This window comes from Psychrobacter sp. FME13, assembly GCF_014861395.1.
In the GTDB taxonomy this organism is placed as follows: domain Bacteria; phylum Pseudomonadota; class Gammaproteobacteria; order Pseudomonadales; family Moraxellaceae; genus Psychrobacter.
Genome location: NZ_RRYV01000007.1, coordinates 1 through 12637, shown reverse-complemented (window position 1 = coordinate 12637; position 12637 = coordinate 1). Strand labels below are relative to the sequence as shown.

Below are 12637 nucleotides of genomic sequence, written 5' to 3'. Positions count from 1 at the left end.
TTTCGCTAAAGTTTGGAGAGATTGTGTACCGCTTTATCATCACAGGGTTGTTGTTACTAAGTTGGAGCGTTTCTAGCCAAGCTATTGAACCCGTCAGCTATTCAGGAACTTGGGCGAATGCTGCTTATTTCAATAAGAGTATTGATGTCATATCAGAGTCAGTCGACATTGATATTATAGAAGACACTAATGATAGTTATACGGTAACCTACGAGCTATATAATAATCGTGAAGGTCTACAATTCCCCTTAGTACTCGAGGTGTTTGATGGTTTGGATAGTTTTGAGCAAAGTGATGATTTCAAAATCTCTATAGACGGTCAATCAGTGCCTGTTGAGGTGCTTGCCGAGGGTGATACTGTGCTTGATACGGCTGACTTTTATTACCCAACTACAGATACAGGTGATAAAACGTTTAGAGCAGAGTCTAAATATATCAACGTCAACTTACCACAAGGGCTACACACTGTTATAGCTACTTATGAGGTCCATCCACACTATTATGGTAGTGATTGGACGGCAAGACATACCTACTCATATAGTTTAAAGCCTATGCAGCAAAGTGATGTACAGAGCCAGCGATTTCAAGGTTCAACTGTCACTCTAAATTTCGATGGTGATACTGACCATGTCACTGTCGATATCGATAATGAAGAAACGGCATTACCTGTGAATCAGCCATTACATTTCAACGATAATCTTGCAAAAGAGATTGATTTTGTTATTCAAAAACCACTGAACCCATTGGCTAGGGTATTAACGGCTGCCTCACCATTTGTAGCTTTCATTGCGCTGCTCGTGATAGGTATACGACATTTACGCATGATGAGTCGACGCGCACAAGCTCAGCCTGAGAGTCTTTGGGTGGTTATGCTGACTGGCGGATTTCTAGTCCCTTTTCTGAGCTTGATGGTCTATTATATTTTTTTACTATTGACGGATATGGTGATTGGTAAAGGGGCAACGGGAGAGAGTCGCGACCTGTTCTTTGTTTGGGTTTTGCCGTTAATGTATATAATATTAACACCTATCTATCTGGTGATTAGCTTTGTGGCTTTTATCTCGATTAAAAGGAAAAATATAAAAAAGCTTGAGCCTAGTGACTAGGTTCAAGCTTGTTAAGTTAGCCAGTTTTTAGCAAATAGAGCATTACACCTCTGTATACAACTGACGTCCTTCGCTATTGTATTTCTCGGTCATCTCAGCCATACCTTTGCTAACTTCATCAGCACTGGCCTCACCAACTTGACGAACCAGCTCGGTATCAACTTCTTTAATCAAATGACCTGCATCAGTTAAGTCACCGGTTTGCGGCGTGACTTTATTGGTAGCAGCTTTATCCAAACCCGCCGCATATTCACGCACGTTTTGGGTGATTTTCATTGAGCAGAATTTTGGCCCACACATCGAGCAGAAATGTGCTGATTTGTGAGCGTCTTTTGGCAACGTTTCGTCATGGAACTCACGCGCCGTGTCAGGGTCGAGTGCCAGATTGAACTGATCATCCCAGCGGAATTCAAAACGTGCTTTAGACAACGCATTATCACGAGACTGCGCCCCTGGATGCCCTTTGGCCAGATCAGCGGCATGAGCGGCAATCTTATAAGTAATGATGCCGTCTTTGACATCCTTTTTATTGGGCAGTCCTAAGTGCTCTTTTGGCGTGACATAGCACAGCATAGCGGTACCAAACCAGCCAATCATCGCCGCACCAATAGCACTCGTAATATGGTCATAACCAGGAGCGATATCAGTCGTCAAAGGCCCTAATGTATAAAATGGTGCATCTTCACATATCTCAAGTTGCAAATCCATATTCTCTTTAATGCGGTTCATGGCCACGTGACCTGGACCTTCAATCATCACCTGTACATCATGTTTCCATGCGATTTTGGTCAGCTCACCAAGGGTGCGCAGCTCGCCAAACTGTGCTTCATCATTAGCATCTTGCAAACAACCTGGACGCAAGCCGTCACCCAAGCTAAAGGCCACATCGTACTGCTTCATGATTTCACAGATGTCTTCAAAATGGGTATATAAAAAGCTTTCTTGATGATGGGCGAGACACCACTGTGCCATGATAGAGCCACCACGCGAGACGATACCCGTTAAGCGATTGGCGGTGAGTGGCACATAGCGTAGGAGTACGCCTGCATGAATGGTGAAGTAATCGACGCCTTGTTCTGCTTGCTCAATGAGCGTATCACGGAAGATTTCCCACGTGAGGTCCTCTGCCACACCATCGACTTTTTCGAGCGCTTGATAAATCGGTACCGTACCAATCGGCACTGGCGAGTTACGAATCAACCATTCACGAGTTTCGTGAATATGGTTACCAGTCGACAAATCCATAATGTTATCCGCACCCCAACGCGTGGCCCACGTCATTTTAGACACTTCTTCATCGATAGAAGAGCCCAGCGCTGAATTACCGATATTGGCATTGATTTTCACTAAGAAATTGCGTCCGATAATCATCGGCTCAGATTCTGGGTGGTTGATGTTGTTTGGGATAATCGCGCGACCTGCTGCTACTTCGCTACGCACAAATTCAGGGGTAATAGCTGTAGGGGTATTGGCGCCAAAGTTTTCACCATCGTGTTGACGCATATCAGTCAGTTCATGCTGTTTTTGCGTTTCGCGAATGGCGATATATTCCATTTCTGGAGTAATAATACCGCGACGTGCGTAGTACATTTGTGTGACGTTGCCAGCTTTTCCATCGACATTTTTGGCGCGGCGCGGTTTGTCGATGTGAGCGAATCTAAGGTTAGCAGTGGTGATGTCACGGGCACGCGCTTGTCCGTAAGAGCTAGACAGTCCGCTTAATTGTTCGGTATCGCCACGTTCGTTTATCCAGTTTTCACGTAGTTTTGGTAAGCCTTTAGTCAAATCAATTTCGACGTTAGGATCGGTATATACGCCCGAAGTGTCATATACATAAAACGGTGGGTTTTGTTCCCAATCGGCTTCGTCGACACCTTGTATAGGTGTAGGGTCGAGAGTGATTTCGCGCATTGGGACTTGAATATCAGGGCGTGAGCCTTCGATATAAACTTTGCGAGAGGCGGGGAGTATACGATGCAAGTCGCGCGCGTCTTCTTCGAATCGCGCATCACTTGCTGTGCGGTGAGCAGGTGTTTTTAGCGCATCCGCTTTTTTATCCGCTTTACTGGTAGTTGCTTGAGCTGGTTCCGTAGTAGGAAGCGCGTCGTCAGCTGGGATATGGAGTTTGGCTGTCTGTGTATCAGAAAGGGCTGCTTGTACATTAGAGGTATTCATATGCTGTCCTAGCGTGTTGGTTTTTGAATAAAAGCAACACCGCCAGTAGCTGCGGGGGTGGCATTTGTAATCTAGACAATTTCAGTTTATGAACATAAACCAACGACCAAACAGTATCGTCGCGGATGATGTTGATAAAACCTCAGACGCAGCTTTATATCGATACTCACGACTTTAGTAACGTCAAACGTATACTAAAACAGTCATGATAATAAAAAGGCATTTCTGCACGTCCTTTGCCATACATAACAAAGTGCTTAAGACTTCCCTGCGTCGGTACTAACCGCATCAGGTTTGGCGGGTGATCTCTCAGCGAATGTATCAAGGCGACTGGTTTAATAAAGTAATTTTAACAAAGCAATTTTAATAAATCAGGCCAATCATACACCGCACCCCGAGTCTGTCAGTGTTGTGAATCAATTGAATATTAACAAAATTCTGCTCAGACGGCTAATGATATTTAGGGGCAGGTATTATGCGATGTATTGGTATTGATAAAACTGAATAAGTTATCTTTATTAAGACGAGATATTAAGTTGTTGAAAAAATTAAGATTATCGTTTATTTATGGTTTGAATGCTGCTGATAGATATAGGTGTAATAAGGTTGTCATTTAACTGTCATTAAACTGTCATAAAAACTTGGCAAGATAACTCGCATATCACAAACAATGCTTTTTTGTATGTTGTTAAACTTTAGGAGTCTTAAATGCGTTATTCGTTATTAGCAGTAGCCGTTAGTTGTACCTTAGTACTTACGGCATGTAATCAATCAACTGAAACGACAGAGTCTGCTGCTGATAGTGCTGTCGCGACTGAGACAGCCACTACCCAAACAGCAGGGTCTTCATCTGCCACAGATTTTAAATCTGCTGAAAATATCGCAATGAATATTACTGGTGCTGGTGCTTCTTTTCCGCAGCCTATCTATGCTAAATGGTCTTACGACTACAACGCTGCGACTGGTGGTCAAGTGAATTATCAGTCAATCGGCTCTTCTGGCGGTATCAAGCAAATCCAATCAAAAACAGTTGATTTTGGCGCTTCTGATGCACCTATGACACCTGAAGAGTTAGATAAAGCTGGTTTGATTCAGTTTCCAACGGTTATCGGTGGCGTCGTACCTATCGTAAATATTGATGGTGTTGAGCCTGGCCAATTGCAGTTAGACGGTGAGACTTTAGCAAATATCTATCTAGGTAAGATTAACAACTGGAATGATCCTGCGATTAAAGCGACGAACCCTGATCTAACGCTACCTGATGCTGCGATTACTACTGTATTCCGCTCAGACGGTTCAGGTACTACCTTCAACTTCACTGATTATCTAGCAAAAGTGTCAACAGACTGGAAAGACAGTGTCGGCGTTGATAAGACAGTGAAGTGGCCAACTTCTGCCACTGGTGCAGGCGGTAAAGGTAACGAAGGCGTATCAAGCTACGTCAATCGTATGAAAAACTCAATCGGCTATGTTGAGTATGCTTATGCCAAGCAAAACAATATGTCACATACAGCCCTACGAAATGCAGCAGGTAACTTCGTGCAACCTTCTGCAGAAACGTTTGCAGCAGCTGGTGATATCGATTGGTCACAACAAGAAGGCTTTTATAAAGTTATCACCAACTCTGAGACCGAGCAAGCATGGCCAATCGCCGCTGCGACTTTCATCTTAGTACATAAGCAACCAGAAAACCCTCAGCAAGTGGCTGGCGTATTGAACTTCTTTGATTGGGCTTATACCCAAGGTGATGATGATGCCATGGCACTAGATTACGTTCCTTTCTCTGATACAGCCGTTGCGTTATTCAAAGATAAATGGAATGAAGTGAAGGGCAGTGATGGACAGCCAGCTTATACAGCAGCCCAGTAACTGATTTCTGTTAAATATTATTTAGCGTTTTTGCAGTTACCCTCTCGAATAACTATTCTCCGGTAGTTATTTGAGAGGTTTTATCACAGTAAATTTGCTCCTAAGCTTGCTGTGATAAAGCCCAATAAAGATTTCTAATATTTTGACTCAACCCTATTCAATGCTGAGACACTTATGAATGATTTAAGGTCCCAACTGGCCAAACAAAAACGCTACGATTTTTTGTTTGTCAATGCAACCAAAGCTTTTGCCATTCTTGTCCTAATGTCTTTAGGTGGTATTTTAGTCTCATTGATAGTCGGTGCATGGCCGAGTATTCAAGAGTTTGGTTTGGGCTTTTATACCAGCAATAACTGGGATACAGTTGCCAACGAGTACGGTGCATTGGCGCCTATTTACGGCACATTGATCACATCTTTTATTGCCATTTTAATTGCGGTTCCCGTCAGTTTTGGTATTGCCATATTTTTGACTGAGATGTGTCCAAAATTCTTAAAAAAACCGCTCGGTATTGCGATTGAGTTATTAGCAGGTATTCCCTCTATCATTTATGGTATGTGGGGATTGTTTGTATTTGCTCCTTTCTTTGGCGACCATATTCAGCCATGGTTCATCGAACACATTGGTCCACTGCCTATCATTGGCAAGCTATTTACAGGTGCGCCAATGGGGCTAGGTATGTTCACAGCATCTCTAGTACTTGCCATCATGATCATTCCTTTTATCGCAGCCACTATGCGTGATGTCTTTTCGGTCGTGCCAGACCTGCTTAAAGAGTCAGCTTATGGAATGGGCGCGACCACTTGGGAAGTCATGTTCAAGATTATCCTTCCTTATACCAAAGCTGGTGTGGTTGGTGGTGTCATTTTAGGGTTAGGTCGCGCATTGGGCGAGACCATGGCAGTGACATTCCTTATCGGTAATGCCTTTAATATCAGTCCAAGCTTATTTACCTCTGGTGTCACGATTACGTCAGCCTTGGCAAATGAGTTTGCGGAAGCATCGAGTGAGTTACATTTAGCCTCCTTGCTACATTTAGGCCTAATCTTGTTTGTGATTACCTTTATCGTGCTATCACTCGCTAAACTCATGCTGATGCGCATGGATCATAAAGCAGGCAATCGCTAATTGTTTGACTGCCACAGTTCGATTAAATCAATAAGTGTCGATGGTTATTGGTATTGATAAAAATACGGGAAACACGTTTTATGCCTTCTAACAATGCTACCCACGCTACTAATGCAATCAGTGCGCCGTTACCACTCAATGGTTTCCAAGGACGTTATGACAAAAGTCTTTATAACAAGCGTCGCTGGGCTAATAAGCTAGGTCTAGGCTTTGCAATGACAGCGATGGTTTTTGGTTTGTTTTGGTTATTTTGGATTCTGCTGACACTTCTGGTGGAAGGTTTTCAGGGTATGGTGCAACTGCCGATATTTACGGCTGATACACCACCGCCAATGAGTGCAGGCGGGCTACGTAACGCCATCGTTGGTTCGGTGATGTTGGCATTTTCAGGGCTGTTTATCGGAGCGCCTATTGGTCTTATGACAGGTATTTATTTATCTGAGTTCTCGCAAGGCAGTATGCTTGGCAAGGTAACGCGCTTTTTAAATGATATTTTATTATCAGCACCGTCGATTGTTATTGGTCTATTTATTTATGCACTGATGGTAAAAGGTCAAAGTTTCTCTGGTTGGGCAGGTGCGTTAGCATTGGCGCTCATCGTTATTCCTGTGGTGGTACGTACGACTGAAAACATGCTCAATCTGGTTCCTAACAGTATTCGCGAAGCCGCTTATGCACTTGGCACGCCTAAATGGAAAATGGTTACGCAAGTGACAATCAAGGCGGCTAAAGCAGGATTGACTACAGGGGTTTTATTGGCCTTTGCCAGAATCACAGGTGAGACAGCGCCACTGCTATTTACCGCGCTAAATAACCAATATTTCAGTACCGACATGGGTCAGCCTATTGCCAATTTACCCAATACCATCTATCAGTTTGCGATGAGCCCTTATGATAACTGGCATACATTAGCATGGGCCGCTGCGCTACTTATCACTGCTTCTGTCTTGATACTAAATATTTTAGCAAGATTCATTGGTGGTAGAGGTCAGACTAAGTAAGACCCAATGCTCAATGAAATGATACGACATTGAGCATTTACTTAAAACTATACGAAATTAATCGAGCTAGGTTGGACAATATTATGAATGATGTCATCAGCAAAACCCGTACAGATAAAACCACTGATCAATTCAAGACAACAACTGATAACCTGTTAAACAGATCAATGTCCACTAGCACAAATATGGAGCAACCAGATGTTGCGAACCTGACCAAGCAGACGCTTAATGACTTGCCTGAAAACATGCCACCGGCAAAAATGCAGATTCGAGATTTAAGTTTTTACTATGATGATTTTAAAGCACTAAAAAATATCAATATCGATATTCCTGATAAAAAAGTCACCGCCTTCATTGGTCCTTCAGGCTGCGGCAAGTCGACACTACTACGTACTTTCAATCGTATGTATGATCTTTACCCAGGTATGCGTGCCGAAGGTAGCATCAACCTAGATGGTAATAATATCTTGGGTAAAGATGTCGATGTGAACCTGCTGCGTGCCCAAGTCGGCATGGTCTTTCAAAAACCAACACCGTTCCCAATGTCAATTTATGACAATGTCGCCTTTGGCGTACGTCTCTACGAAAAACTGAGCAAAGCTGAGCTAGACAACCGCGTGGAATGGGCACTCAAAAAATCAGCATTATGGCCAGAAGTTAAAGACAAGCTGAAGGCATCTGGATTATCTTTGTCAGGTGGCCAGCAGCAACGATTATGTATCGCACGCAGCGTCGCGACTAAGCCAGAAGTATTGCTACTCGATGAGCCAACATCAGCACTAGATCCCATTTCGACAGGGGCTATCGAAGATTTGATTGAAGATTTAAAAAATGATTATACGATTGCTATCGTTACTCATAATATGCAACAAGCAGCGCGCGTGTCAGACTATACGGTTTATATGTATCTAGGCGATATGATTGAGATGGGCGAGACGGATCAAGTGTTTACGAACCCTATTCAAAAAGCGACAGAAGACTATATTACAGGTCGTTATGGTTGATGCTTAATTCAAAAATCTCACCGCGCTACTAAAATATGTATCTCAGGGAATACCTCTTATGCCAAATGATAAGCATATCTCTAAAAGTTTTGACCAAGATTTAGATGAAGCCATTCGATTGTTTTTACACATGGGTGATCAGGCGGCCAACCAGGTTGCTAAAGCAATCCATGCGCTTATCGATAAAGATGAGATACTAGCACAAGAAGTCATTGATATGGACTTCGAAATAAACCGAATGGAAGTAGAGTTGGACGAGCATATTTTGCTATTAGTCGCAAAACGCCAGCCCGCAGCCAGTGACTTACGTTTGGTTATGTCTATCAGTAAAGGTGTGGTGGATTTAGAACGTATCGGTGATGAAGCCGTAAAAATTGCTCAAATGGCCAGTAAGATCGCTGCACAAGGCAAACTGTCATATGGCTATGCAGAGGTGCAACATCTCAGTAATCAAGTGCGTCTGATGCTACACAATGCACTAGAGGCCTTTAGTCAGTCAAACGCTGAACAGGCATTTGAGGTTATGCGTAATGATAATATGGTCAACGATGAGTATCAGTCAGCGATTCGTGCGTTGATGACTTATATTATGGAAGACTCAAGGCATGTCTCAAAAGTCATGAATATTATGTGGGTATTGCGGGCATTGGAGCGTATTGGTGATCATGCACAGAATGTCGCTGAGCTGGTGATCAACTATAGTAGTGGTCAAGATGTCCGTCACTCAGATTACGCACAGGTCGAAAAAGCCGTACAAGAAGCCAATGATCGTATGGCAGCGCGCCAAGTTAATACGACATCAGTCACCATGTCAGTGACTGACTTTGAAGCATCAGATAGTGAAGAGCAGTAGAAAGTATCTGACGGGTATTCTGATCATAGGACACACCCTCATTATCAAAAAACGCGCTATATTGATATAGCGCGTTTTTTTGGTGATTAGGCAGTTAACAGCCCCTAACTTTCTGGTGTCCAACCCTGTGCACGCTCATAATCTTCGTTGTCCAAAAATTTATCACGTTGTTCAGTTAAAAACTTCTTGGCTGCAGGATCCAGCATACTCAAGTGGTTTTCATTAATCAGCATGGTCTGCTGCTCCAGCCATTCTTTCCATGCTTTGTCAGAGACCGTTTCTTGTAGCTCTTGACCTTTTTTGTTAGGAAAAGGAGGATGCGGCATTTTTGGTAATTCTTGTTTATATTTACGGCAAAACACGGTATTGGCTTGAGGATTAAAGGTCTCAGTCATAAAGCATTCCTTATCAGTTATATGTCGAATAATAGTATTAGCCTATGATAACGGTCTTAGACGATTTATCAAAGGGTATCTGTTATATCGTGTATAGGAGAGGTGATTGATACAAAAACACCCGCAAAAGTAGCGGGTGTTTTCAATCTTAAATAAATCAATTAGTCGACGTTTAAATAACCTTTAAGCAAAGGCTTTTAAACGATTGCGGCCATTGATTACGGCTTGTTTGACTTGGTTCGGCGCAGTGCCACCTAGATGGTCACGCGCTGCTAATGAGCCTTCTAGCGTTAGGTAATCAAATACATCATCGCCGATAGCATCACTGAACTGTTGGAGCTGTGCCAGTGACAAATCGCTCAAATCGACACCTTCGTTGATGCCCAAAGCCACAGCATTACCGACCACTTCATGAGCGTCACGGAAAGCCACGCCGTTGCGTACTAGATAATCAGCCAAATCAGTCGCGGTTGCGTAGCCCTTCATGGTGGCCGCACGCATGCTTTCTTTATTTGGCGTGATGTTTGGTAGCATATCAGCAAAGGCGAGAAGTGAGCCAGTCAATGTATCAACACAATCAAAAAGCGGCTCTTTGTCCTCTTGGTTGTCTTTGTTATAGGCCAGTGGCTGGCTCTTCATCAGGCTAAGCAGTGTCATAAGTTGACCGAAAACACGTGCCGCTTTACCGCGTACCAATTCAGGGACGTCGGGGTTTTTCTTTTGTGGCATGATTGATGAACCCGTACAGAAACGATCTGGAATCTGCACAAAGTTAAACTGGGCTGACATCCACAGAATAATCTCTTCACTCATGCGTGACATATGCATCATGAGAATAGACGCGGCAGAGGTAAATTCAATGGCAAAGTCACGATCTGATACGGCATCAAGTGAGTTTTGGCAAATACCATCGAAACCAAGCAACTCAGCAGTAATAGTACGGTCGATTGGGAACGTAGTACCAGCAAGAGCAGCGCTACCCAGTGGCATTTGATTGATACGGCGGCGTGCGTCGACCAGACGCTCGGTATCACGATATAACATCTCAAACCATGCCATGACGTGGTGACCAAAGCTTACAGGCTGAGCGGTTTGCAAATGGGTAAAACCTGGCATGATCGTATCAGTATGTTGCTCAGCCAGATCAAGTAGCCCGCTCTGTAGACGTACTAATAAGGCGATGATGTTATCTACCTCTTCACGTAACCAAAGACGAATATCGGTGGCCACCTGATCGTTGCGGCTTCGGCCTGTATGCAGTTTTTTACCAACTGCACCGATCACGTCAGTGAGGCGAGATTCAACGTTCATATGTACGTCTTCAAGTGCGATTGACCAGTTAAACTCACCGGCTTCGATCTCGCGTAATACTTGCTGTAGACCATCAATGATGGTGGCAACTTCATCAGACGTTAAGATTTCACACTTTTCAAGCATAGTCGCGTGTGCGATTGAGCCTTGAATGTCGTGACGTGCAAAGCGTTGATCAAAGCCGACAGAGGCGGTAAAGGCGGCAACGAAACTGTCCGTCGCTTCACTAAAGCGACCACCCCACATCTGTTGACCCTCACTGTTGGTAGGGGTTTTATTTGTTTTGGAAACATCTGTGTTAGAATTAGAGACAGATGCGGTTACATTTGATTCGGGATTACTAGGGTTTGAAGAATTGGCGTTCATATCGGTACAAGACAAGTCAAGAGAATAAGAGCTCAAGTATAGCAAAGGATGAGGTTGCCTTACTAGCGGAGCGCTTAGAGTTTTTTATACCTAAGCTCATGGAAACCATGAAACCTTGGCAATGGCTGCTATATATATTTTTTTGGTCACTGTTTCTTACGGTGGTGCGTCGTTATGATATTGCAACTTGGTCGGACTTTTTAATTCAATTTATGTGCGCGGCGCTTCAAAACATACTTAGTATTATGCCATCGTTATATATTATAGATTATCTGCGACCAGTCTTCAAAAGCATGAATATACCTAAAGTCAGTCTGTATGTCGTGGCCTTGCTTATGACGGCTAGTGCTATTTCAATAGCTTTGGTTCAGCTCATTACGATTAATATGGGTTGGTCTGAATATAATAGTCAAACATTTATTTTAGCCATCGTGTTTGATACCTTGATTGGCGGTGGCTTTACCCTAGTATTTTTACTGTATTTTTTACGTCGCTATCGTGAGGTGAATGCCCTAAAACAGTCATTCGAACAAAAATTAAGTGCCCAAAATGATGTGATTAAAGCGCGTCTGTCCCCGCATTTTTTCTTTAATACCATTAATACGCTTGTGTCACTTATCGAATCCAATCCTCCACGAGCTTCCGCTTTATTACAGAACGTTTCTGCACTATTTCGTGCTAGCTTTAATGGCGCAAGAGAGATTAGCTTCGAAGAAGAGATAGCTCTTTGTGAGCATTATTTGGCGATCGAGTCGAGCCGTTTGGCAGATAAGCTTGAAGTGAGCTGGCACCTGCCTGACGAAGATATTATGTATGATATGGTCGTCACGGCCCTAACCTTACAAAGCATATTGGAGCGCATGCTACTAAATGTGGTTGAGCTGACGACCGAAGTTGTTTATATCAAGATTAACGTAACGTGGGAGATGCATCGAGTAGCAATTGTGATAAGTGTTGACTTACCCAAAAAAACGCTGATTATTAACCATGATTTACGCCAAAACATGAATTTTTACATTCAAGCTGAGCGTTTACGTTCTTACTTTGGTCAAAGCGCTGATATTAAAAGTACCGTTACCAATACTCAAATTATTACTATCATTGACTATCCTCTCCAAGATGTCAGCTTATGATATTTTTTATGACTTGTTTTAGCTCTATATCTTTTAGTGAATAAGGCTTGGCATACTTATTGCATTATACTTAATGTCTATATTATTGTTTTAACTTGTATTTATATAAGGCAAAGATTCATTATGTTTAACCATTGGTGATTAAACATAACGAGTACGATGTAAAGTAATAACAGTAGACCAGATCTGTTATCATCCACATTTTATCGATTATTGTAGAGTTAATTTCTTTTATTTATAATAGGACTTACGCAACAATCAGTCTAGGCGAGCGTAACTGCTCGCAGAGATAGTCA

At 42.9% G+C, this 12637-nt stretch carries 10 protein-coding genes and 1 riboswitch; of the genes, 7 read left to right on the top strand and 3 right to left on the bottom strand.

Translation table 11 applies throughout. The annotated features are described in order from the left end of the window. Window positions 1–23: 23 nt before the first annotated feature. Entirely contained in the window at window positions 24–1106 is a 1083-nt protein-coding gene (locus EI164_RS01980) for a hypothetical protein (protein ID WP_192518325.1), read from the top strand. A gap of 42 nt (window positions 1107–1148) precedes the next feature. Here EI164_RS01980 and thiC read toward each other — a convergent pair whose 3' ends face one another. Continuing rightward, a complete protein-coding gene (gene thiC, locus EI164_RS01975; protein WP_225739067.1) occupies window positions 1149–3281 on the bottom strand; it encodes a phosphomethylpyrimidine synthase ThiC in 2133 nt (710 codons plus the stop codon). 248 nt (window positions 3282–3529) lie between these two features. Then, window positions 3530–3688: riboswitch (TPP riboswitch) on the bottom strand. A gap of 301 nt (window positions 3689–3989) precedes the next feature. Between thiC and pstS the strand changes: the two genes are divergently transcribed. From pstS to phoU, 5 genes are all read left to right on the top strand, one after another. Further along, the gene (gene pstS / locus EI164_RS01970; protein WP_192518324.1) at window positions 3990–5150 is read left to right on the top strand and encodes a phosphate ABC transporter substrate-binding protein PstS; all 1161 of its coding nucleotides are present in this window, start codon (window positions 3990–3992) and stop codon (window positions 5148–5150) included. Between the two features lie 174 nt (window positions 5151–5324). Continuing rightward, complete coding sequence (pstC, locus tag EI164_RS01965) at window positions 5325–6278, top strand: phosphate ABC transporter permease subunit PstC (protein WP_192518323.1); 954 nt, start codon at window positions 5325–5327, stop codon at window positions 6276–6278. An 80-nt stretch (window positions 6279–6358) separates the two neighbouring features. Then, complete coding sequence (gene pstA / locus EI164_RS01960) at window positions 6359–7279, top strand: phosphate ABC transporter permease PstA (RefSeq protein WP_192518322.1); 921 nt, start codon at window positions 6359–6361, stop codon at window positions 7277–7279. A gap of 83 nt (window positions 7280–7362) precedes the next feature. Continuing rightward, window positions 7363–8283 carry a phosphate ABC transporter ATP-binding protein PstB gene (pstB, locus tag EI164_RS01955; protein WP_192518321.1) on the top strand — a complete coding sequence of 307 codons (921 nt, stop codon included), beginning with the start codon at window positions 7363–7365 and terminating at the stop codon, window positions 8281–8283. Between the two features lie 58 nt (window positions 8284–8341). After that, window positions 8342–9136, top strand: coding sequence for a phosphate signaling complex protein PhoU (phoU, locus tag EI164_RS01950; RefSeq protein WP_192518320.1), 795 nt, complete (start codon window positions 8342–8344; stop codon window positions 9134–9136). Window positions 9137–9240: 104 nt separating this feature from the next. On the opposite strand, the gene EI164_RS01945 is transcribed toward phoU, so the two are convergent. After that, complete coding sequence (locus EI164_RS01945; RefSeq protein ID WP_192518319.1) at window positions 9241–9531, bottom strand: oxidative damage protection protein; 291 nt, start codon at window positions 9529–9531, stop codon at window positions 9241–9243. Between the two features lie 183 nt (window positions 9532–9714). Then, the gene (argH, locus tag EI164_RS01940) at window positions 9715–11088 is read right to left on the bottom strand and encodes an argininosuccinate lyase (RefSeq protein WP_192518366.1); all 1374 of its coding nucleotides are present in this window, start codon (window positions 11086–11088) and stop codon (window positions 9715–9717) included. A 413-nt stretch (window positions 11089–11501) separates the two neighbouring features. On the opposite strand from argH, the gene EI164_RS01935 reads away from it, so the two are divergent. Further along, on the top strand, window positions 11502–12341 hold the full coding sequence (locus tag EI164_RS01935; RefSeq protein ID WP_225739066.1) for a histidine kinase: 840 nt from the start codon (window positions 11502–11504) through the stop codon (window positions 12339–12341). The last annotated feature ends 296 nt before the right edge of the window (window positions 12342–12637 follow it).

Coding starts and splice junctions, on each gene's coding strand:
- thiC (WP_225739067.1), bottom strand. CDS start 3,281: ATGAATACCTCTAATGTACAAGCAGCCCTTTCTGATACACAGACAGCC.
- pstS (WP_192518324.1), top strand. CDS start 3,990: ATGCGTTATTCGTTATTAGCAGTAGCCGTTAGTTGTACCTTAGTACTT.
- pstC (WP_192518323.1), top strand. CDS start 5,325: ATGAATGATTTAAGGTCCCAACTGGCCAAACAAAAACGCTACGATTTT.
- pstA (WP_192518322.1), top strand. CDS start 6,359: ATGCCTTCTAACAATGCTACCCACGCTACTAATGCAATCAGTGCGCCG.
- pstB (WP_192518321.1), top strand. CDS start 7,363: ATGAATGATGTCATCAGCAAAACCCGTACAGATAAAACCACTGATCAA.
- phoU (WP_192518320.1), top strand. CDS start 8,342: ATGCCAAATGATAAGCATATCTCTAAAAGTTTTGACCAAGATTTAGAT.
- EI164_RS01945 (WP_192518319.1), bottom strand. CDS start 9,531: ATGACTGAGACCTTTAATCCTCAAGCCAATACCGTGTTTTGCCGTAAA.
- argH (WP_192518366.1), bottom strand. CDS start 11,088: ATGTGGGGTGGTCGCTTTAGTGAAGCGACGGACAGTTTCGTTGCCGCC.
- EI164_RS01935 (WP_225739066.1), top strand. CDS start 11,502: ATGAATATACCTAAAGTCAGTCTGTATGTCGTGGCCTTGCTTATGACG.